The following is a 20,660-nucleotide window of genomic DNA, read 5'->3' on the forward strand; positions in this document are numbered from 1 at the left end:
TTGGGCAGCGCGAAGCTGCGGCTGCGCTTGTTCCATGGCTGCGCGCCGCTGTTCGGAGGTCATGCTGGGCATGGCCTTAGTGAGGCTGATCCAATCCATGCCGCACACCCTAAGAGCACAGCAATCCGGAAATCTAGGGGGTGCGCGCAAGCCTGTGGATAACTCGCCCCGCCCACACCGTGTGCGCTGGTGGCAGGGGGTGCGAACCTTGGTCCACAGGCACGAAAAACGCCCCACCGGGGTGGGTGGGGCTTTTCTCGTGGCGGCTTAGCAGTCGAAGTACATCTCGAACTCCTGCGGGGTGGGCCGCAGGCGCACAGGCGCGATTTCGTCGTCGTTCTTCAGGCGGATGTAGGTGTCGATGAGGTCATCGGTGAACACGTCGCCTTCGGTGAGGAAGTCGTGGTCCTCCTCCAGGGCCTTGAGGGATGCCTCGAGGGAGGTGGGGGCCTGCGGGATGGAGGCAGCCTCCTCCGGGGGCAGCTCGTAGAGGTCCTTGTCGACCGGGGCGTGCGGCTCGATGCGGTTCTTGATGCCGTCGAGGCCCGCCATCATCATGGCGGCGAAACCCAGGTAGGGGTTGCCGGACGGGTCCGGGGCACGGAATTCGATGCGCTTGGCCTTCGGGTTGGAACCGGTGATCGGGATGCGCACCGCGGCGGAGCGGTTGCGCTGCGAGTACACGAGGTTGATGGGGGCCTCGAAGCCGGGCACCAGGCGGTGGTAGGAGTTCAGGGTCGGGTTGGTGAACGCCAGCACAGCGCCCGCGTGGTGGAGGATGCCGCCAATGTAGTAGCGGGCCATGTCGGACAGGCCTGCGTAGCCGGCCTCGTCGTGGAACAGCGGGGTGCCGTCCTTCCACAGCGACTGGTGGGCGTGCATGCCGGAGCCGTTGTCGCCAGCCAGGGGCTTCGGCATGAAGGTGGCGGTCTTGCCGGCCCGGAATGCGGCGTTTTTGATGATGTACTTGAAGGTCTGCAGGTCGTCAGCTGCCGCCAGCAGGGTGTTGAAGCGGTAGTTGATTTCCTGCTGGGTGCCGGTGCCGACCTCCGGGTGGGCGCGCTCGATTTCGAAGCCGGCCTGGGACAGCAGCATCGTCATCTCGTCGCGCAGGTCCTCGAACATGTCGTGGGGTGCGGTCTGCCCGTAGCCGCCCTTGAGGCGGGTCTTGTAGCCACGGTTGACGGAGCCATCGAGGTTCTCGTCCGCGCCACGGTTCCACCAGGCAGCATCCGAGTCGATCTCGTAGAAGCCGACGTTGGTGTCGGTGGCGTAGGAAACCTTGTCGAAGAGGTAGAACTCGGCCTCGGCGCCGAAGAAGCAAGTGTCAGCGATGCCGGTGGAGGCCAGGTACTCCTCGGCCTTGCGGGCGACGTTGCGGGGGTCGCGGGAGAAGGGCTCGCGGGTGAAGGGGTCGTGCACGAAGAACTTCATGTTCAGCGTCTTGACCTTGCGGAACGGATCCACCACTGCGGTCGACACGTCCGGCAGGAGGTTCATGTCGGACTCGTCGATGGAGGTGAAGCCGCGGATCGAGGACCCGTCGAAGGCGAAGCCTTCCTCGGCGGTTTCTTCCGTGAACGTCGACGCCGGGATGGTGATGCGCTGCTCTGCGCCCGGAACGTCGGTGAAGCGGATGTCGAGGAACTCAACACCCTCGTTCTTGATGAATGCTACGACATCTTCGGTGGTCTCAAATGCCACAGTGGCTCCTTGGGCAAGTGGGGAAAGTGGGGCGCCGCAACCTGGCGCTGGGGTACAAGTCTAGACCAATTTCTATAACTCGACCATATTTCTCACCCCCACCGACCGCCCCCACTGTGGCTTCGCTATGGTTAACAGCATGGCTGATCCGCAGAAGAAACAGTCCTGGCTGGATACCCCCGCCATGGTCGGTGCGAATGATACTGGTGTTTCCCGCTGGCCGGGGGAGTTCCTCGGCTTGCCGCAGTCCGGCACCGGCTCCCTGGCGAGTGTGCTGCGCCGAGTCGGTGGGGTGTGGCTCGACTGGGTGTTTGCGATGATGCTCGCCTACGTTGTCACCCGGGTCACGACGGCGCTGGGGGATTTCTCCACCGTGGTGCTCATCGCATTCTTCCTTGTCAGCGTGGTCTCCGTGACGCTGTTCGCCCGCACCCCGGGGCAGGCAGTGATGGGCATGGGGGTGGCTCGCATCGACTCCGCTGATGCCCGCGTTGGTGTTGTGCGGGCCGTGGCCCGGGCGCTGCTCACGGTGCTGATTTTGCCGCCGGTTCTCGTGGACTCCGACGGCCGGGGCCTGCACGACCGCGCCACCCAAACCGCCGTCATTCGGGGCTAAAAAAGGGCCGCACCCGCGAAAAAGCGGGTGCGGCCAATGTTTTTCTCTACTTGCCGCGCTGTTGTGCGCGGCGGGCGCGGCGGTTCATGCCGCTCATGGCTTTCGCGCCTGCGGGCATGGGGCCCTTCGGCAGGCCGGGGCCTGCGGTGTCAATGGAATCGACGCGGGCCGCCAGGGTGCCCACCTCATCCTTGCTGAGGTTGCGGGGCAGCTTCATCACTTCGCGCTGCAGCTTCTTCACCGGCACCCGGCCCTCGCCGTCGCCGACGAGGATTTCGTAGATGGGGTGCTGGCCGGCGACGCGCTGCAGGCGCTTCTTCTGCTGGTTCATCAGCGGCTTGAGGCGCTGGGCGTTGCCCTCACCGACGAGGATGATGCCGGGGTTACCGACGACGCGGTGCACCACGTCCATCTCCCGGTTGGCGGCGACGGCGGTCTTGGTGTGCCACACCATGCCGACACCGTTGCGCATGTTTTCCAGCGCCCAGCCGCCGGCACCGGGCTGGTCGGAGACCTTGTCGTACATGGAGGCCTCGAGGCGGCGGGTGAACATCCAGAACGCCAGCAGGGCGCCGAACATCAGGCCCAGGATGAGCATGAACCACTGGCCGCCCCACAGCAGGCCGAGGAGGAAGAACACCAGCGCCACGCCCAGCAGGCAGGCCAGCATGATGGGAATCAGTGCCTTGTCCTGCTTGCGCTGCAGCTGGAATGCCTGCCACAGCTGTTGGCGGGTCTGCTTACGCTGCGCGCGCTTCGCTGCCTTTGCTTCCTTCTCGGCCGCACGGGCCTTCGTCTTTGCGTCTGCCATGCCATAAACAATAGGGCACGGCCCCGCCAGGCTCCATCAGCGCCCCGGGTTTAGCCCTGGCGGGAGTACACCGGGGTGTCCTCGGAGGCACCGTAGCGGGCGAGGAGGGAGGATGCTTCCTGCGCGGTGGAGCCCTCGGTGGTTTCCGCCAGGTGGCGGAGGTTTTCGGGCAGTTCCTCGCCGCGGGCGGCGATCGTCTGCGCGTACAGCCGGCCCGCCCGGTAGGAGGAGCGCACCAGCGGGCCCGACATGACACCCGTGAAGCCGAGCTCCTTGGCCGTCTCCGAGTGCTCGACGAACTCCTCCGGCTTCACCCACCGCTCGATGGGGTGGTACTTCGGGCCGGGGCGCAGGTACTGGGTGATGGTGATGATGTCGCAGCCCGCCGACCGAAGGTCGGTGAGAGCCTGGGTGATCTCCTCCCGGGTTTCACCCATGCCGAGGATGAGGTTCGACTTCGTCACGAGCCCAAAGTCGCGGGCCTGGCGGATGACGTCGAGGGAGCGGTCGTAGCGGAACGCCGGGCGGATCCGCTTGAAGATACGCGGCACCGTCTCAATGTTGTGGGCGAACACTTCGGGGCGGGCCTCGAAGACTTCCCTGAGCAGGTCGGGCTTGCCGGAGAAGTCCGGCACGAGGTTCTCCACGCCCGTGTGCGGGTTGAGGGCGTGGATCTGACGGACGACCTCGGCGTAGAGCCACGCGCCTTCGTCCTCCAGGTCGTCGCGGGTCACCCCGGTGATGGTGGCGTAGTTCAGCCCCATCTCGCGCACCGATTCAGCTACGCGGCGCGGCTCGTCCCTGTCCAGCGGCTCCGGCTTACCAGAGTCGATTTGGCAGAAGTCGCAGCGCCGGGAGCACTGGGACCCACCGATGAGGAAGGTGGCTTCCCGGGATTCCCAGCACTCGTGCACGTTGGGGCAGCCGGCCTCCTGGCACACGGTGTGCAGGGAGGCGCCCGCCACGCGTTTCTTCATGTCGGTGAACTCCGGGCCGGTTTTCGCGGTGGTGCGAATCCAGCGCGGCTTGACCTCAATGGGGGTCTGGGAGTTCTTGGCCTCGATGCGGAGCATCTTGCGGCCGTTCGGCGGTGCAATAGTCATAAGGCAATTACCCTAACTGTTTGTGCGTGTGCGGTTCAACGGCAGGGGTCCGGGGCGCTCCCCAGGTGGTGGTTGGCGACCTGCAGGCGGCCCGCCAGGGCATCGTCCAGGGCGCGGCACACCGCGGGCGCGACGTCATCGGGGGTGACCTCGCGGCCAAGCTCTGCGCTCAGTGTCGTCACCCCGGCGTCGTCGATGCCGCAGGGCACGATGTGGGCGTAGGCGTCGAGGGAGTTATTGCAGTTGAGCGACAGCCCGTGCATCGTCACCCCCTGGGTGACGCGGATACCGAGGGCCGCGATCTTGCGGTCGGGTTCCGGCAGCCACACCCCGGAGCGCCCTGCAATCCGTCCCGCCTGCGGCAGGCCCTGGTCGATGACGACCTGAATGAGGGCTTCTTCGACGCGACGCACATAGTCGACGACATCGATGGGGGTGACGAGCCGGACGATGGGGTACACCACCAGCTGGCCGGGCCCGTGCCACGTGATCCGCCCGCCGCGGTCCACATCGATGACGGGCAGCCCGTTGCGGGGCCGGTCGGAGTCTTGGGTGCGTTTGCCTGCCGTGTAGCAGGAGGGGTGGGTGAGCACCAGCAGCGTGTCGGGGGCCTCACCGCGGGCTACCTGGGCGGCGAGGTCTGCCTGCAGCTGCCAGGCGGAGGTGTAGTCCACCTCGCCAAGCTGGCGGACCTCCAGCGGGCGGGAGGTGTCACGGATGGGTTCATCGGGATCCATAAAAGGCGCACGAGGGGCGGTCATAGTTGGGTCAACACTCCAGGGGGCGGAAAACTTCCCGACAGGTACAACAAAGCCCCGCCGCTGCCGAGAGAAAACTTCCGGCGGCGCGAGGCTTCGCGTGGGGTACGTGGTGGCTAGAGGCCGAGATCGTAGTCGAAGTCGGCGGTCTCCAGGCGGTCACGGACGGTGGTCATGAAGCGACCCGCGTCCGCACCATCGACGACCTGGTGATCGTAGGTCATCGGCAGGTACACCATCTGGCGGACCGCGATGGCGTCGACGCCGTCTTCGGTGATGACGACGGGGCGCTTGACGATGGCACCGGTGCCGATCATGGCGGCCTGCGGCGGCACCAGGATCGGGGTGTCAGACAGGGCACCTTCGGAACCAATGTTGGTGATGGTGAAGGTGCCGCCCGTGAGATCGGAGGGCTTGAGCTTGTTGTTGCGGGCCCGGTCGGCGATGTCGACGATGGCCTGCGCCAGCTCCGGCAGGGTCATGTCCTGGGCGTTGTGGATGACCGGGGACAGCAGGCCCGCCGGGGTGTCCACAGCAATGCCGAGGTTGACCTGCGCGTGGTAGGTCATTTCCTTGGTGTCGGCGTTGTAGGACGCGTTCACGTTCGGGTGGCTGACCAGGGCCTCCACGATGGCCTTCGCGAAGAAGGGCAGGTAGGTGAGGTTGACGCCGTACTTGTCGGCGAAGGCCTTCTTGTTGGCCTTGCGGATCTCCGCCACCTTGGTCATGTCGACCTCGTGCAGCTGGGTGAGCTGTGCGGCGGTGTGCAGGGACTCCAGGGTCTTCTTCGCGGTGATTTCGCGGATGCGGTTGACGCGCTGGGTAGTGCCGCGCAGCTTCGCCTTCTCCGGGTCGACACGCTTGGTGGAGATCGCGGAGCCGGTCTTGGGCGCTGCGGCGGGCTGGCCACCCTCGGCAGCGGCGAGGACGTCCTGCTTGCGGATGCGGCCGCCGACACCGGTGCCGGTGATGGTGGTGAGGTCAACGCCGTGCTTGTCGGCGAGCTTGCGCACCAGCGGGGTCACGTACGGCAGGTTGTCGCCAGTGTTGACGGTCTTCGCCGGAGCCTCAGCCTTCGGAGCCTCGGTCGTGGGAGCCTCCTGCTTGGGTTCTTCAGCCTTCGGAGCTTCCTGCTTCGGGGCCTCAGCCTTGGGCTCTTCAGTCTGCGGCGCGGCGGCAGGTGCGGCGTTTTCGTCGCCGATGCGGACGATGACGGAGCCGACGTCGACGGTGTCGTCTTCGTTGGCGAGGATTTCGACGATGACGCCCGCGACGGGGGAGGGGACCTCGGTGTCGACCTTGTCGGTGGAGACCTCGAGGAGCGGCTCGTCGACGGCGACGGTGTCGCCGACCTGCTTGAGCCAGCGGGTAATAGTGCCCTCGGTGACGGACTCGCCCAATTCAGGCATCTCCACGTCGGTGGCGGCGCCACCCGGTGCGGGGGCGACCGGTGCGGACTCTTCCACGGCCGGGGCCTCAGCCTTGGGCTCTTCAGTCTTCGGTGCGGCGGCAGGTGCAGCGTTTTCGTCGCCGATGCGGACGATGACGGAGCCGACGTCGACGGTGTCGTCTTCGTTGGCGAGGATTTCGACGATGACACCCGCGACGGGGGAGGGGACCTCGGTGTCGACCTTGTCGGTGGAGACCTCGAGGAGCGGCTCGTCGACGGCGACGGTGTCGCCGACCTGCTTGAGCCAGCGGGTAATGGTGCCCTCGGTGACGGACTCGCCCAGTTCGGGCATCTCCACGTCGGTGGCGGCACCGGAGGCGGCTGCGGCCGGGGCTTCCTCCGCGGGAGCCGGTGCTTCAGCCTTCGGCTCTTCTGCAGGAGCGGCGGCAGCGTCGCCCTCGTCACCGATCTCCGCGATGATGGCACCCACCTCAACGGTGTCGTCCTCGTTGGCGAGCACCTTGAGCAGCACGCCGGCTGCGGGGGAGGGAATCTCGGTGTCGACCTTGTCGGTGGAGACCTCGAGCAGCGGCTCATCGGCAGCGACGGTGTCGCCGACCTGCTTCAGCCAGCGGGTAATCGTGCCTTCGGTGACGGATTCGCCCAATTCGGGCATCTCAACTGAGAACGCCATGTGGTTCAAACTCCTAGATGGATTGTTGATTGTTTCTCAAGGTCCCAGCCGCGCGGCCCTTTCTTTCACGTCCTCGGGTGACTAGGCGTGGGGCGCGCGCAGGCTCGGTCGCAATACTCACAAAGACTACTAGGTCTTCACCCCAGATGTCGCGTTACCCCATCCGTGGGGGTAGGGGGTAGTCCGCGGGGAGTGCCTAGGATGGTGGATTGTGTTCAACATCTTTGGCAAAGGACGCCGGAAACAAGGCCCCCGACCCCCACGCGCCCCGGGCGAGACGATCCGGGACGCGGACTTGGCAGCGCTGCGCCAGTGGGCGGCGCAGAGGGTGCTCGTCGAGGGCTACGTCGAGCCCGAGACGCTGGTCAATGAGCTTTCTGTCGTGCTCGTGGATGCCGACGGTGAGTTCATTCGCCGCCCCATTGGTGGGCCGAAGGGGATTGATGTGCTGCGCCGTGAGCTGGGTATTGAGCTGTTCGACGTGGAGGAGACCGGCTACCCGCAGCGCATGCGGGATCGGATTGAGCGGGAGCGAATCCTGCGCAAACGTGCCGAGCAGGCGGCCCGCCGCGCGGAGTGGGAGGCCCGCCGCGCAGCCGAAGAGGGCGACGCGTAAAACACAGGCGCGGGGTGGCGTTGCTGCTGGTCTCCCGGGGTCGTGCGCCCTACCCCCGGGGTGCGGAACTGTCGTGGCTGTTTTCCACCGGGGAAGCTACCCCAATCCGGGGGCAGCGGGCGTGTGGTGTCCTCGCGGGGCACACCCCGCCTGTGACGCATCACCCTCATAGGTGGTGGCTGTGAATCTGGGCGGGTGCACGCACACACCCCGGCCCCGCGCATCCTGCCGTGGGGCAGAGGCGCGCGGGGCCGGGGTGTGAAGGGGGTGCGGTTTAGCCTTGCTCGGCGATGTCGGCGAGGGTGGCGACAATGGTGCGGACCGGGTTGCCGGTGCCGCGGGCGGGGACGTAGCCGTAGGCGCCGTGGGTGTTGAAGGCGGGGCCTGCGACGTCCAGGTGCACCCACTCGACCCCGTCGGCGACGAAGTGCCCGAGGAAGGCGCCGGCGGCGAGCATGCCGCCCAGGCGGTCGGTGGTGATGTTGCGCAGGTCCGCGACGGGGGACTTGAGGCGCTCGGTGATTTCCTCCGGCAGCGGCATGGCCCACGCCTGCTCGCCGATGGAGCGGCCCAGGGCGGCCACCCGGTCGCGGAAGTCTTCGCTGCCCATGACGCCGGTGGTGCGGTCACCGAGGGCGACGAGCTGCGCGCCGGTCAGGGTGGCGGTCTCAATGAGGTAGTCGGGGTGATCCTCGCAGGCGCGCGCGATCGCGTCGGCGAGCACCAGGCGGCCCTCGGCGTCGGTGTTGAGGATTTCGACGGTCGTGCCGCCGTACTGGGTGAGGATGTCGCCGGGGCGGTAGGCGCCGCCGCCGGGCATGTTCTCCGCCATCGGCACTGTGGCGGTGACCTTGACGCCGAGACCCAGGCGGGCGGCAGCAATGACGGAGGCGATGACGGCCGCCGAGCCACCCATGTCGGAGATCATGTGGTCCATCTGCGCGCCCGGCTTGATGGAAATGCCGCCGGTGTCGAAGGTGATGCCCTTGCCGACGAGTGCCACGGACTTGGTCTCCGCAGTGGCATTGGCGGGGGTGTAGCTCAGCCGCACCAGGCGGGGCTTGCGGACGGAACCCTGGCCGACGCCGACGATGCCGCCGAAACCGGCAGCCTGCAGCTCGTCGAAGTCGAGGACCTCGACGTCGAGGCCTGCGGCCTCGCCGGCCTCGCGGGCCACCGCCGCGTAGCTGGCGGGGTACAGCGCATCCGAGGAGGTGTTCACCAGGTCGCGGGCGAGCACCACCGCGTCGACGAGGGTGACGGCGTCGGCGAAGGCAGACTCATCCTTGGCGACGTCCTGGCTGAGGAAGGTGATGTGGCCGACCGGCTGGGCGGAGTCCTCCACCGCGGCGGTCTTGCGGCCCCGGTAGGTGTAGGCGCCGAGCGCACAGCCCAGCACGGCGTCAGCCACGCCGAACACCCCGAGGGTGGTGGCGATGCGGGCGATGCCTTTGAGCCCGCGGCACGCGGAGCCGGCGGCGCGGCGCAGCGCCTCTGCATCGACGGAGTCATCCTCGCCAAGCCCGACGGCGATGACCATCTCCACCGGCAGGCCTTCCGGCGCCGGCACCCGGGTGACTTCGCCTGCCTGGCCGGTGGCCTTTACGGCGCCGAGCGCGGTGAGCAGGTCACGGTCCACCTGGTCACCCAGGCCGACGGAGGGCAGTTCCAGGCCGTCGCCGTCGCTGAGGACGGGAATGAGGAGGGCCTCGCAGTCCTCCGGCAGGCTGGCCGCGAGAGTCATCTCCGGCACGTGGCCGCGGGCGGGGAGGGTCAAAGCGTCGGACACGTCGGTCGCACTTCCTTTACAAACACACAAGGGAGAACAATGTCGTGCTCCACCGGCCGGTGATTTTTTTTGGGGCCGTGGCGTGGAGCCAGGCGCGCGGGGGTGGTGCGTGCCTGTCGGGGTCTTACTCTACCGACACCCCGCCAGGGGTAGCGGGGATTGGCAGGCTGGGCGGGGTGTATGTTTATCAGCATGTCGAACCTCACTTTCCGCGTCACGCGCACCGCGACTCCGACCGCCCCGGATACGCTGGCCGAGATTCTCGCCAACCCGGGCTTCGGCCGCGTCTTCACCGACCACATGGCCCTCATCGATTACACGGTGGACGAGGGCTGGCACAACGCCCGCATCGAGCCGTACCACAACCTGGAGCTCGACCCGGCGACGAGTGTGCTGCACTACGGGCAGGCGATCTTCGAGGGGCTTAAGGCCTACCGGCAGGCCGACGGGTCGATTAAGACGTTCCGCCCGGAGGCGAACGCGGCCCGCCTCAACGATTCGGCCCGCCGCCTGGCGATGCCGGAGCTGCCGGTGGAGCTGTTCGTCGAGTCGCTGCGCGCCCTCGTGGAAGTCGACCAGGACTGGGTGCCCGCCGCCGGCGGCGAGGAGTCCCTCTACCTGCGCCCCTTCATGATTTCCACCGAGCCCTCCCTGGGGGTCCGGCCGGCGAACACCTACACCTACGCCGTCATCGCCTCCCCGGCGGGCGCGTACTTCTCCGGGGGCATCAACCCGGTGAGCGTGTGGCTGAGCGAAGACTATGTGCGCGCCTGCCCGGGCGGCACCGGCGCGGCGAAGTTCGCCGGCAACTACGCCGCCAGCCTGCTGGCTCAGGCGCAGGCCGCGGAGAAGGGCTGCGACCAGGTGGTGTGGTTGGACGCTATCCACCACACCAACGTCGAGGAGATGGGTGGCATGAACCTGTTCTTCGTCTTCGGTGAGGGCGCGGACGCCACCGTCGTCACCCCGGCACTGTCCGGCTCCCTGCTGCCCGGCGTGACCCGCCGCTCCCTGCTGCAGGTCGCCAGCGACCTGGGCTACGCCACCGAGGAGCGCATCGTCACCACCCGCGAGTGGGAAGAAGCCGCCACCTCCGGGGCGATGAGCGAAACCTTCGCCTGCGGCACCGCCGCCGTCATCACCCCCGTCGGCACCGTGAAGAGCGCCCACGGCGACTTCACCGTCGGCGGCGGCGCAACCGGGCGGATCACGATGCAGCTGCGGGAGCAGCTCACCGGAATCCAGCGCGGCACCGTGCCGGATACCCACGGCTGGATGACCACCCTCATCCCCGCCTAACACCACTCGACCAGCCCCGTGCATCCGGGACTGGTCGAGTTTTTTTTATGCCAGCGCGTAGGTGGCGAGCACCAGCAGCACCGCGTGGGCGGCGGTGCCGACCTCAATGGCCGCGCCCAGGCAGTCGCCGTTGAGACCGGCGAAGCGGCGCGCACAGTGTCGCAGCAGGCCCGTGGTCAGCAGCCACCCACCGATGGGCAGCAGCGCGTAGACGCCCAGCAGGACCGGAAGACCCGCCGGGGTGAGGGGGAGTGTCGCCCAGGCAGCGGCGGCACTGCTGCCCACCACCCCCAGTGCGGCCCAGGCGAGGAAACCTGCGCGGGGGACAGTACCGATGGTCAGCCCCCCGAACCCGCCCGCGTGGATGGGGTGGAAGTCCGTCACGCACCCCCGCAGCGCCCCGATGCGGGCGAGCCAGGGCACCAGGGCGACCAGCACCATGGCCCGGGGGCCGGCGGCGCTGAGCAGCCCGGTGGCGGACACGGTGGCCATGAGTGTGAGCAGCACCGCCCCCATGCCCAGCGCCCCGGTGTACTTGTCGGCGAGGATCTCCTGGGCTTTCGCCGGGGGCGCATAGGAGCCGAGGGCGTCGCCGACGTCGGCGAGGCCGTCGATGTGCATCATGCGGGTGCCGAGCTCCCAGCTCACCACCACCAGCACTCCGAGCAGCAGCGCCGGGGTGCCCAGCACCCAGCCGGCGGTGACGACCGCGGCGCCGACGATGCCGAGGACCACCCCCACCACCGGCATCGCGAGCATCGCCCGGCGGCCGGTGATGGTGTCGAAGACCTCCGCGCCGCGGACCGGCAGGATGCTCAGCCAGGACAGGGCGGTAGAGATGCCCTCGACGAGGGGGTGGCCGTGGGGGCCCGTGCCGCCGGGGCCTGCTTTGCCGGACATGGGTGGGCGTTAGCCTTCCGACTCGGGGGCGTCCTTGTCGGACACACCCGCGGAGGCGAAGGTCGCCATGTCGATGAGGATGTCGGTGGCGGCCTTGACCAGCGGCAGGGCGGTCGCCGCGCCGGAACCCTCCCCGAGGCGCATATCGAACTCCACGATGGGCTCCAGCTTCAGCTTCGCCAACGCCTTGACGTGGGCGGGCTCCGCACCACGGTGGCCGGCCACCCACCAGCGGCGCGCCCCCGGGGCGAGCTTATTGGCCACCAACGCCGCGGAGGTCACCACCACCCCGTCAAGGATCACCGGGGTGCGGCGCACCGCCGCCTGCGCGAGGAACCCCGCCATGGCGGCCAGATCGGGGGAGGCGATCATCCGCAGCACCGCCACCGGGTCGTGGGTGTGGGTCCGCACCCGGAACATGGCGTCGCGTACGGCGGCCACTTTCCGCTTCCAGCCCTCGTCGTCGATGCCGGTGCCGCGGCCCACCACGACGACGGGTTCTTCGTTCGTCAGCGCCCCGATGAGGGCGGCGGCGGGCGTGGTGTTGCCGATCCCCAAATCGCCGGCGATGAGCAGGTCCGCGCCGGAGTCGACCTCCTCGTCGGCGATCTGCATGCCCATCCGGATCGCGGCCAGGGTTTGTTCTTCGGTCATGGCGTCCTCGACTTTGATGTTGCCGCAGGAGCGCTGCAGGTGCTCCGGGGCATCCGTGTCGTGGTCGAGGGAAATGTCCGCCACCCGCACCGAGGCGCCCGCCGCGCGCCCGAGGACGTTGATGGCGGCCCCGCCGGCGGCAATGTTCGCCGCCATCTGGATGGACACTTCCGTCGGGAAGGCGGACACCCCGGAGGCGGCAACGCCGTGGTCGCCGGCGAAGACGACGATGCGGGGGCGGGTGATGGGGGCGGGCGGGCACTGCCCCTGGCAGGCGGCGACCCACACGCCGAGCTCCTCGAGGCGGCCGAGGGAACCGGCCGGCTTCGTCAGCTGCAACTGGCGCTCACGGGCGGCGGCCTCCGCCGCCTCGTCGGGGGCGGCAACAAGGGGAAACAGGTTTGCTTGCGGCATGGAACACTCCAAAGCACAAAAGAGGGGACACAAGATCGACGAAGAAGGAAAGGTGCCCGCGAGGGGAGCGGGCCGGAAAGTCATGGGTGCGACAACAGCGAGGTCCTATTTCAGGTCGAGGGTGAGGCCCGCGACGATGAGGCGCACCTGCTCGCAGTGGGCGGCGAGGGCGGCGTTGAGCCAGCCCAGCTCGTCACGAAACAGCCGTGCGGAGCGGTGCTCCGGGATGACGGACAGTCCCACCTCCGGGGTGACCAGCACGAGCGGCTGGGTGCCCGGCCACGCGGCCACCGCGTCGACCAGGGCCTCCATGCGGGGGCGCAGGGTGCCCCGGGGCAACTCCCAGGCGCCCGCCTCGTCGAGGGCGTGGGTGAGCCAGGTGCCCACATCGTCGACAAGCACCGCCGTGCGCCGCACGGCGGGATCCCGCAGGGCATCGACCGCGTCGACATCATCCACGGTGACCCAGGATGCGGGGCGGCGTCGCTGGTGCTCGTTGATGCGGTGCGCGAAATCTTCATCGCCCGGCCAGGGGCGGGCGGTGGCCACATAGGTCACTGCGTCTGCGCCGTGCAGGAGCGCCTCGGCGTGCGCCGATTTCCCCGAACGCGCCCCACCGAGGATGAGGGTGCGCGGCTGGCCACTCATGGACGCGCTACTTCGTGTGGGAGCCGAGGGCAACGCGCGGCTTCGGGCTGCGCCAGCGGCGCGGCTGGTTGGCGCGCGAGTAGGCGTAGAACCCCAGGCTGAAACCGGTCTCCGTGGTGGAGGGGAACTTCGCGCGGGCGGCCTTGTTGGCCCGCCGGCCGATGGTGATCCCCTCGATGAAGAACACGAGCAGCACCACCATGACGCCGAAGCTCACCGGCGCGGCCAGCTGCGGCTGCGACTGGAACACCAGCATGAGCACCAGCAGCACCAGCGCCAGCGGCATCATGAAGTTGTTGAGGAAGCGGCGGGAATCCACCCAGTCGCGCACGAAGGCACGCACCTCGCCCTTGTCGCGGTCGAGCAGGTAGCGCTGGTCGCCCCGGTCGATCGCTTCCTGCACCATCCGCTGGTGCGCCTGGCGTTCCGCGCGCTCCTTGTTCTTCAGCGCCTTGTACTCCTCCTTCGACAGGGAAGCTTTGAGCTCTTTGCGGCGCTTCCGGGCCTCGACGCGGGTCTCCGGGGGCTTGGCTGGCCCGCGGCGGGTGCCGTGGGCGCGCTCGACGTCATTGCGCTTCGGGGTGGGGCGCCCCTTCGGCGGGGTGTAGCCCTTCTTCTGCGTGGCAGGCTTCGATTCAGTCTCGCTGTTTTTCACGCCCTTTAGGCTACAAGCATTCGCGGCTGACGTGACACGTAGGGTGGGCCAACGGCGGCGCGCGGCACCCAGACAGCGACCGTGGGGTGCGCGGGTGGGAATAGGGCACCGGTGCGGTGTGGTTGAAGTCGTAGTACCGTGGTGTGATATCCGCCGCCGCACGCGGCCGGCCCGCACGTCGGTTACTTCTTCCGACTTCACCTCTTTCGCATCATTCAAGGAGACTGCACACCCATGACTGCTCCCGAGACCAGCACTGGCGTCATCCTGACCGACGCTGCGGCTGCCAAGGCCAAGGCTCTGCTCGACCAGGAGGGCCGCGACGACCTGTCCCTGCGTATCGCCGTGCAGCCGGGCGGCTGCGCGGGCCTGCGCTACCAGCTGTACTTCGACGACCGTGACCTCGACGGCGACAAGGTCGACGTCGTTGGTGGCGTGCGACTCGTCGTCGACAAGATGAGCGCCCCGTACCTCACCGGCGCCCGCATCGACTTCGCGGACACCATCGAAAGCCAGGGCTTCACCATCGACAACCCGAACGCCTCCGGGTCCTGCGCCTGCGGCGACTCCTTCAACTAAGCCCGCAGACGAATAAAGCCGCCGCCGAATCTTCGGCGGCGGCTTTCGCATATCCAGCGCTCCTGGCGGACACGGGGAGGTGCCGCTGTTGGTCCCGGGCGGCGTGGGGGAAGGAGGGGGAAGGCTCGTTATGCCTAGAGGGTGACGGGATAGTCCTTGTCCTCGATTTGCGGGTGGATCCGATCCTCGACGAAGATGCCGTGCCAGATCATGAACGACAGCACCGTCCACAGGCGGCGGGAGTGATCGGAGATGCCCTCGCGGTGCTCTGCCAGCATCGCGAGCACAGCCTGCTTGTCGAAGATGTGCTCCGTGCCGGAGGCGGTGATCTGATCCTGCGCCCAGCCGTAGAGCTCATCGCCGGCCAGCCAGTGGCGCATCGGCACCGGGAAGCCCAACTTCTTGCGGTGCAGCACGTGCGGCGGCACGATCTGCTCCATCGCCTTGCGCAGCGCGTACTTCGTCGTGCCGTGGGAGATCTTCAGGTCGTAGGGGATGGTCTCCGCGACGGCGAAGACCTCCCGATCGAGGAACGGCACCCGCAGCTCCAGGGAGTTCGCCATGGTGATCTTGTCCGCCTTGACGAGGATGTCACCACGCATCCAGGTGAACAGGTCAAGGTGCTGCATGCGAGCCACCGGGTCCATGTGCTTGGACTCGGCGTAGATGGGGAAGGTGACGTCCGTGTGGTCCCACTCGCGGCGCGCTTCGGGAAGCACCCGCTTGAGCTGCTCCCAGCTAAAGGAGCGGGCGTTGCCGTAGTAGCGCTCCTCCATGGGGGTGGTGCCGCGCTCCAGCAGGGACTTGCCCTTCATCCCGTCCGGCAGCACCCGGCTCAGCCGGTTGAGGCCCTTGAGCAGCGGGGAGGGCACCTTCTCGAAGGGAGCGAGCGACAGCGGCTCCTTGTAGATGGTGTAGCCGCCAAACAGCTCGTCGGCACCCTCGCCGGAGAGCACCACCTTGACGTGCTTCCGGGCCTCGGCCGCCACGAAGTACAACGGCACGAGGGAGGGGTCCGCCACCGGGTCGTCGAGGTACCACATGATCTTCGGCACCGCGTCGGCGTACTCCTCCGGGGAGACGACCTTGACGATGTGCTCTGCCCCGATCGCCGCGGCCGACTCGGCGGCGACGTCGATCTCCGAGTAGCCCTCCCGCTCAAAGCCGGTGGTGAAGGTCAACAGGTTCGGGTTGTGGCGCTTCGCCAGCGTCGCGATCGCCGTGGAGTCAATGCCGCCGGACAGGAAGGAACCGACCGTCACATCGGCGCGCATGTGCTTGGCCACGGAATCCTCCATGGCGCGGGCAATACGGTCGAAGAGGTCCTGCTCCTTGCCCTTGACCACCGGGGTGGTGGCGAATTTCGGGGAGAAGTAGCGGTGCTGCTCCAGCTCGCCACCGGGGGTGACGAAGGCGTAGGTGCCCGATTCCAGGCGGCGGATTGCCTGGTGGAGGCTCTCCGGCTCCGGGGTGTACTGCAAATCCACGTAATGCTCGATCGCGCGGAAATCCAGATCCAGCGGCAGCTCAAGCGCATCGGCCATCGCCAGGATGCACTTCTTCTCCGAGGCGAACACCGTGCCCGCAGGGGTGGTGGCGTAATACAGCGGCTTGATGCCGAAAGGATCGCGCGCGAGGAACAGCGTGCGCTCCTTGGAATCCCAAATCGCAATGCCGAACATGCCGCGCAGGTGCTTGACGACGTCCGCACCCCAATGGTGGAAGCCCACCACGATGGGCTCGCCGTCGCCGGAGGTGTTAAAGGAGTAGCCGAGATCCTGCAGCTCCTTGCGCAGCTCCACATAGTTGTAGATCTCGCCGTTAAAGGTCATCGCGTAGCGATTCGGCTCGTCCTCCGGGCCCCACTGCAGCGGCTGGTGGGAGTGGGCGATGTCGATGATCGACAGGCGGTTAAAGCCGAAGGCGACCGTGTCGTCGTGCCAGGTGCCGGCCTCGTCGGGGCCGCGGTGCCGCATGCACGGCAGCGCCGTTTCGATGGCGGCAGTGAAGTCGGCGGCGTTGTTGTTCGCGGTGAGAATTCCGAGGAGGCCACACATGGGCGTAAAGCTGTCCTTACAAGTTACGGTGCGTTGACAAGGGGATGCCCCACGACCCACCCCTGCGAGGGTGGAGCGGAGGCATGATTGCATCCACTCTACGCTGGTGCGCGCCTAAATCCGAGACCGGCAACGCCGGGTTGACGCACTCGACCAGGGAAAACAGCCTCCGGGGAGTGCATGTGGCGTTCGCCTTCAGCGATACCGGGCGTGTGGGTGCCATCCAGTGGGCGCGTTAGGGCCATAGATATAGAGGCCTCGCTCGCGACGCGGTGCCGTCGGGCGCGGGGACTTCGGGCGGTAGGGGAGGGGTGCCGGCCGCTGCCACGGCGGCGGTGCGTGCGCGGCTGGCGGTGACGTCGACGCGGCCGCCCGTCCGACTCAGCATTTAGAGTGCCCTCAAATGGGGGTGGCTGTGAGGGGCAGTGCCGGGCCTGAGTGGGCCGATAGATACGGGTCCTGGGCACAGGCGTGGAACGCCACGCGTGCTGCATGTGACGTTAAAGGCACAGGCCCTGGCGGTGGTGGGGAGGAAAACCCCAGTTCGTGGGCCGATCAACCATAAGTTGGATGCCTTGTGAGTTGCGCTACATGCAATCCCAAGGTGTTGGGTGGGGGCAAACCCCATGCAGTAAACTCACAGGTGTTTATCGGGCCACTGCTATGGCCTGATGCTGTCTCATCTCCGCTTCCCCCTCTCCCTGGCTCACCCCCGGGTGGACGGTGGAAGCGCCCATGGGCCAGCGAACGTGGAAAGTTCTCAAACAATATTTACTGTGTGGACAGGAAGGCAGACACACGTGAAACAGCGTTTTACGCGCGTTTTCTCGCGCAAGGCCATGCTTGCCGCCACCGTTGGCGCGAGCTCTGTGGCCCTCGCCGGCTGTGACGTTGCCCCTCCGGGCGGCAGCTTCGGCAAGGCCCTGCGAATGGGCTGGCCGGAGGGTATTACCCCCGAGGCGACCGCAATGGGCAATTTCTGGGTGTGGACCTGGGTCACTGCCTGGATCATCGGCATCATCATGTGGGCCCTCATGCTGTGGTGCATGGTGGCGTTCTCCGCGAAGAAGGCCGAGAAGGAAGGCAAGGGCGAGTTCCCGAAGCAGTTCGAGTACAACGTGCCGCTGGAGGCCGTGCTCACCGTCATCCCGATCATCATCGTGATGACCCTGTTCTTCTTCACCGTCCAGACTCAGGACAAGGTCACCGCACTCGACAAGGACCCGAAGGTCACCGTCGACGTCACCGCCTTCCAGTGGAACTGGAAGTTCGGCTACGGCCAGGTGGCAGCCGAGCTGTCCCCGACCGGCTCCGAGTACATCGGTGTTGACGAGTCTGCCCAGCAGCACCTCGACAAGGCCGGCGAGTTCGTTGACTCCACCCGCACCGCCCACGGTGAGGCAGAGGGTCACGAGAAGGCTGTCGGCCCGATCCACGGCAAGTCTGCCGCGGACATGAGCTACCTGCACTTCGACAAGATCGAGACCACCGGCTCCACCGCCGAGGTTCCGGTCCTGGTGCTCCCCTCCAACACCGCGATCCAGTTCGACCTCGCGTCCGCCGACGTGATCCACTCCTTCTGGGTTCCGGAGTTCCTCTTCAAGCGCGATGCATTCCCGCACCCGGAGCGCAACAAGTCCCAGCGTGTCTTCCAGGTTGAGAAGATCGAGAAGGAAGGCGCCTTCGTCGGCCGCTGCGCCGAGATGTGCGGTACCTACCACGCCATGATGAACTTCGAGATCCGTGTGGTCTCCCCGGAGAAGTTCACCGAGTACTTGAAGTACCGCATGGACAACCCGGAGGCCCCGAACTCCGAGGCTCTCAAGTCCATTGGTGAGGCAGTCTACGCCACCTCCACCAGCCCGTTCCTGTCCGGCCGCGAAGCTACCCGCTCCGTCGAGTCCGGCAGCAACACGGTCGACCTGAACAAGTAAGGAATGCGCTGACATGAAGTCTTCCGCCAAAATTTTCTACGGTGTGACGGTGTTCCTCGGCGTCATGACCGTGATTTACATCCTGGCCACCAAGAAGGTTTCTGACACCGGAAACATCGAAGGCCTCGAGTGGGCTGGCGCCACCGGCCTGGTGCTCGCCACCCTGCTGACCCTGATGCTCGGCGCATACTTCCACTTCACGGAGCGCCGCATCGACATCCTCCCCGAGGATTGGGAAGAGGCAGAGATCGAAGACGGCGCAGGTATGCTCGGCTTCTTCAGCCCCGGCTCCATCTGGCCCTTCGTCATGACCGTCGCAGTTGCCCTCATGGGCTACGGCATCGCCTTCATGGCCTACTGGCTCATCGTTCTCGGCGCAGTCGTCCTGATCTGGTCCGGCACCATGCTGAACCTGCAGTACGGTCTTCCCCGCGAGAAGCACTAGAACTTTCCCCATCCCGATGATGCCTTCGGGATGAGAAACCCCCGACAGCGGCGGGTCGCACACAACACAGTGCGGCCCGCCGCTGTCGTCTGTCTAGACACAATCAACCGGCCACGAAGGCTAGGAGGTGAGACGAATGAAACCTGGCGGCGGTGGGGTGCGTGCCCCTTGCTCGTCACGTGACGTTGAGCGGGCTGCCTGCGGCAGGCGGCGTCTCACTGGCGGTGCGCCCGGCAGCGCTGATGGAATCAAGGCCTGTGTACGGATTTACCGACTGGGGCGTGGACGGAGTGCCGCGTGCAGGGTCGGATGTCGGCCCTCGTGCCCTGACGACTGACGCGGCTCGGGATGGGGGTTGCGCTTGAACGGGTATGGCGTGCGCTCAACGCGGGTGGGCGTCGATTCCCTGCCGCGCGTGATCACGGTCGGGGCGCCCGACATGACGGTGACACTGCCGCGTGCAGCTGCGGGGTGGGGGTGCGCCCGAGATGATGTCAGTCAGCGGTGTCCGAGGGCCGGTGGTGGCATGGTTGAGATGGCTAGCTGAGCGTGGGCCATTGGGATAGCCCCATATTTGGCCGAGCGGTTGAGCCGTTTATCAATCGAAAGTTGTAGCTTCGGATCTTAGTTCCCAGGCGTGGGTGAGATATACATCACTGCCAATTCGTGCCCGGATGGCCCGATTTTCTCTCCACTGTGGGGGTGGTGGTGGGGGAGGAGTCGTCCCCTGCGGCCCCCGGCCTGAAGGGTGGTCCCGCAACCTGCGCAAATAGGGCGTCGGATGGGCGGGGTGAAAAGTTCCCAACGGTTCCAAAAAATTCTTGGCAAGTTCCTGTCAGGCATCAACCAGCATTTTTGGGCGTTCGCTGTGGGTGTAGTGGGGTCGAAATGAAGTGACATCGTGTGGCCCAGCGGCCATACTAGAAGGCGTGACGAGCGCAGTTGGAAACAAAGATATGGCAGCACCGCAACGTGTTGCGGCACTGAACCGGCCCAATATGGTCAGTGTCGGCACCGTTGTGTTCCTGTCTCAGGAATTGATGTTCTTCGCTGGCCTCTTCGCGATGTACTTCGTGTCTCGCGCAAATGGCCAGGGAAACCAGTGGGAGGTCGACGCCGGCCACCTCAACGTCCCCTACGCCCTGGTGGCAACGATCATTCTGATCAGCTCCTCCTTCACGGCGCAGGCGGGCGTGTTCGCGGCTGAACGCGGTGACGTGTTCGGCTTGAGGCGCTGGTACGCACTCTCTGCTCTGATGGGCACCATCTTCTTGTGTGCACAGGGCTACGAGTACTACCACCTCGTTCACGAGGGCCTCACCATCCAGAACAGCGTGTACGGTTCGGTCTTCTTCATCACGACCGGCTTCCACGCGGCCCACGTTCTGGCGGGTGTCCTTGCCTTCGTGGTCGTGCTTCTTCGCGTCTCCAAGTCGAAGTTCACTCCGGCCCAGGCCACCGCAGCGATGGTTGTGTCCTACTACTGGCACTTCGTTGACGCGGTCTGGATCGGCCTGTTCATCACCATTTACTTCATTAAGTAGGCCGTACTGGCTCAAGGCTTCTCCCCATCACCCAGGGGAGTAGATACGCC

At 66.7% G+C, this 20,660-nt stretch carries 18 protein-coding genes; 7 read left to right on the forward strand and 11 right to left on the reverse strand.

What is annotated here, in order from left to right:
* Positions 1-267 precede the first annotated feature (267 nt).
* Complete coding sequence (glnA, locus tag C1Y63_RS07595) at positions 268-1,704, reverse strand: type I glutamate--ammonia ligase (protein ID WP_106015863.1); 1,437 nt, start codon at positions 1,702-1,704, stop codon at positions 268-270.
* 139 nt (positions 1,705-1,843) lie between these two features.
* Between glnA and C1Y63_RS07600 the strand changes: the two genes are divergently transcribed.
* Positions 1,844-2,320 carry an RDD family protein gene (locus tag C1Y63_RS07600; protein WP_106015864.1) on the forward strand — a complete coding sequence of 159 codons (477 nt, stop codon included), beginning with the start codon at positions 1,844-1,846 and terminating at the stop codon, positions 2,318-2,320.
* Positions 2,321-2,366: 46 nt separating this feature from the next.
* Here C1Y63_RS07600 and C1Y63_RS07605 read toward each other — a convergent pair whose 3' ends face one another.
* The 4 genes from C1Y63_RS07605 to sucB all read right to left on the reverse strand — a co-directional run bounded on the left by C1Y63_RS07605 (position 2,367) and on the right by sucB (position 7,076).
* Complete coding sequence (locus C1Y63_RS07605; protein ID WP_106015865.1) at positions 2,367-3,131, reverse strand: DUF4191 domain-containing protein; 765 nt, start codon at positions 3,129-3,131, stop codon at positions 2,367-2,369.
* A 50-nt stretch (positions 3,132-3,181) separates the two neighbouring features.
* Positions 3,182-4,234: a lipoyl synthase gene (lipA, locus tag C1Y63_RS07610; protein WP_106015866.1), complete on the reverse strand. Its 1,053-nt coding sequence runs from the start codon at positions 4,232-4,234 to the stop codon at positions 3,182-3,184.
* Between the two features lie 35 nt (positions 4,235-4,269).
* Positions 4,270-4,995, reverse strand: coding sequence for a lipoyl(octanoyl) transferase LipB (gene lipB / locus C1Y63_RS07615; protein ID WP_106015867.1), 726 nt, complete (start codon positions 4,993-4,995; stop codon positions 4,270-4,272).
* Positions 4,996-5,108: 113 nt separating this feature from the next.
* Positions 5,109-7,076, reverse strand: a complete 1,968-nt coding sequence (sucB, locus tag C1Y63_RS07620; RefSeq protein WP_106015868.1) for a 2-oxoglutarate dehydrogenase, E2 component, dihydrolipoamide succinyltransferase — start codon at positions 7,074-7,076, stop codon at positions 5,109-5,111.
* Positions 7,077-7,287: 211 nt separating this feature from the next.
* Between sucB and C1Y63_RS07625 the strand changes: the two genes are divergently transcribed.
* Complete coding sequence (locus C1Y63_RS07625; protein ID WP_106015869.1) at positions 7,288-7,692, forward strand: oxidoreductase; 405 nt, start codon at positions 7,288-7,290, stop codon at positions 7,690-7,692.
* Positions 7,693-7,966: 274 nt separating this feature from the next.
* On the opposite strand, the gene C1Y63_RS07630 is transcribed toward C1Y63_RS07625, so the two are convergent.
* Positions 7,967-9,481, reverse strand: a complete 1,515-nt coding sequence (locus tag C1Y63_RS07630; RefSeq protein WP_106015870.1) for a leucyl aminopeptidase — start codon at positions 9,479-9,481, stop codon at positions 7,967-7,969.
* A 192-nt stretch (positions 9,482-9,673) separates the two neighbouring features.
* Between C1Y63_RS07630 and C1Y63_RS07635 the strand changes: the two genes are divergently transcribed.
* The gene (locus tag C1Y63_RS07635; RefSeq protein ID WP_106015922.1) at positions 9,674-10,780 is read left to right on the forward strand and encodes a branched-chain amino acid aminotransferase; all 1,107 of its coding nucleotides are present in this window, start codon (positions 9,674-9,676) and stop codon (positions 10,778-10,780) included.
* Between the two features lie 45 nt (positions 10,781-10,825).
* Here C1Y63_RS07635 and C1Y63_RS07640 read toward each other — a convergent pair whose 3' ends face one another.
* From C1Y63_RS07640 to C1Y63_RS07650, 4 genes are all read right to left on the reverse strand, one after another.
* Positions 10,826-11,680, reverse strand: coding sequence for an adenosylcobinamide-GDP ribazoletransferase (locus C1Y63_RS07640; protein ID WP_106015871.1), 855 nt, complete (start codon positions 11,678-11,680; stop codon positions 10,826-10,828).
* Between the two features lie 9 nt (positions 11,681-11,689).
* Positions 11,690-12,748, reverse strand: a complete 1,059-nt coding sequence (gene cobT / locus C1Y63_RS13065; protein WP_233195642.1) for a nicotinate-nucleotide--dimethylbenzimidazole phosphoribosyltransferase — start codon at positions 12,746-12,748, stop codon at positions 11,690-11,692.
* Between the two features lie 105 nt (positions 12,749-12,853).
* Complete coding sequence (locus C1Y63_RS13070) at positions 12,854-13,396, reverse strand: bifunctional adenosylcobinamide kinase/adenosylcobinamide-phosphate guanylyltransferase (protein WP_233195643.1); 543 nt, start codon at positions 13,394-13,396, stop codon at positions 12,854-12,856.
* A gap of 7 nt (positions 13,397-13,403) precedes the next feature.
* The gene (locus tag C1Y63_RS07650; RefSeq protein ID WP_106015872.1) at positions 13,404-14,051 is read right to left on the reverse strand and encodes a DUF3043 domain-containing protein; all 648 of its coding nucleotides are present in this window, start codon (positions 14,049-14,051) and stop codon (positions 13,404-13,406) included.
* 234 nt (positions 14,052-14,285) lie between these two features.
* On the opposite strand from C1Y63_RS07650, the gene C1Y63_RS07655 reads away from it, so the two are divergent.
* Positions 14,286-14,630: an iron-sulfur cluster assembly accessory protein gene (locus C1Y63_RS07655; protein ID WP_106015873.1), complete on the forward strand. Its 345-nt coding sequence runs from the start codon at positions 14,286-14,288 to the stop codon at positions 14,628-14,630.
* 134 nt (positions 14,631-14,764) lie between these two features.
* Here the strand turns inward: C1Y63_RS07655 and asnB are convergent, their stop codons facing one another.
* Positions 14,765-16,687 (reverse strand): asparagine synthase (glutamine-hydrolyzing), encoded by a 1,923-nt coding sequence (gene asnB, locus C1Y63_RS07660; RefSeq protein WP_106015874.1) that lies wholly within the window; start codon positions 16,685-16,687, stop codon positions 14,765-14,767.
* An 839-nt stretch (positions 16,688-17,526) separates the two neighbouring features.
* Between asnB and C1Y63_RS07665 the strand changes: the two genes are divergently transcribed.
* The 3 genes from C1Y63_RS07665 to C1Y63_RS07675 all read left to right on the forward strand — a co-directional run bounded on the left by C1Y63_RS07665 (position 17,527) and on the right by C1Y63_RS07675 (position 20,610).
* Positions 17,527-18,621 carry a cytochrome c oxidase subunit II gene (locus C1Y63_RS07665; RefSeq protein WP_369831034.1) on the forward strand — a complete coding sequence of 365 codons (1,095 nt, stop codon included), beginning with the start codon at positions 17,527-17,529 and terminating at the stop codon, positions 18,619-18,621.
* 13 nt (positions 18,622-18,634) lie between these two features.
* Positions 18,635-19,066, forward strand: a complete 432-nt coding sequence (locus C1Y63_RS07670) for a cytochrome c oxidase subunit 4 (protein WP_106015876.1) — start codon at positions 18,635-18,637, stop codon at positions 19,064-19,066.
* A gap of 929 nt (positions 19,067-19,995) precedes the next feature.
* Entirely contained in the window at positions 19,996-20,610 is a 615-nt protein-coding gene (locus tag C1Y63_RS07675; RefSeq protein WP_106015877.1) for a heme-copper oxidase subunit III, read from the forward strand.
* The last annotated feature ends 50 nt before the right edge of the window (positions 20,611-20,660 follow it).

This window comes from Corynebacterium sp. 13CS0277, assembly GCF_002994655.1.
GTDB lineage: Bacteria > Actinomycetota > Actinomycetes > Mycobacteriales > Mycobacteriaceae > Corynebacterium.

What these genes read in the sequence shown, in the direction of transcription:
- asnB (WP_106015874.1), bottom strand. Translation starts at nt 16,687, where the DNA reads ATGTGTGGCCTCCTCGGAATTCTCACCGCGAACAACAACGCCGCCGAC.
- C1Y63_RS07600 (WP_106015864.1), top strand. Translation starts at nt 1,844, where the DNA reads ATGGCTGATCCGCAGAAGAAACAGTCCTGGCTGGATACCCCCGCCATG.
- cobT (WP_233195642.1), bottom strand. Translation starts at nt 12,748, where the DNA reads ATGCCGCAAGCAAACCTGTTTCCCCTTGTTGCCGCCCCCGACGAGGCG.
- lipB (WP_106015867.1), bottom strand. Translation starts at nt 4,995, where the DNA reads ATGACCGCCCCTCGTGCGCCTTTTATGGATCCCGATGAACCCATCCGT.
- C1Y63_RS13070 (WP_233195643.1), bottom strand. Translation starts at nt 13,396, where the DNA reads ATGAGTGGCCAGCCGCGCACCCTCATCCTCGGTGGGGCGCGTTCGGGG.
- sucB (WP_106015868.1), bottom strand. Translation starts at nt 7,076, where the DNA reads ATGGCGTTCTCAGTTGAGATGCCCGAATTGGGCGAATCCGTCACCGAA.
- C1Y63_RS07635 (WP_106015922.1), top strand. Translation starts at nt 9,674, where the DNA reads ATGTCGAACCTCACTTTCCGCGTCACGCGCACCGCGACTCCGACCGCC.
- lipA (WP_106015866.1), bottom strand. Translation starts at nt 4,234, where the DNA reads ATGACTATTGCACCGCCGAACGGCCGCAAGATGCTCCGCATCGAGGCC.
- C1Y63_RS07655 (WP_106015873.1), top strand. Translation starts at nt 14,286, where the DNA reads ATGACTGCTCCCGAGACCAGCACTGGCGTCATCCTGACCGACGCTGCG.
- C1Y63_RS07640 (WP_106015871.1), bottom strand. Translation starts at nt 11,680, where the DNA reads ATGTCCGGCAAAGCAGGCCCCGGCGGCACGGGCCCCCACGGCCACCCC.
- C1Y63_RS07670 (WP_106015876.1), top strand. Translation starts at nt 18,635, where the DNA reads ATGAAGTCTTCCGCCAAAATTTTCTACGGTGTGACGGTGTTCCTCGGC.
- C1Y63_RS07605 (WP_106015865.1), bottom strand. Translation starts at nt 3,131, where the DNA reads ATGGCAGACGCAAAGACGAAGGCCCGTGCGGCCGAGAAGGAAGCAAAG.
- C1Y63_RS07665 (WP_369831034.1), top strand. Translation starts at nt 17,527, where the DNA reads ATGCTTGCCGCCACCGTTGGCGCGAGCTCTGTGGCCCTCGCCGGCTGT.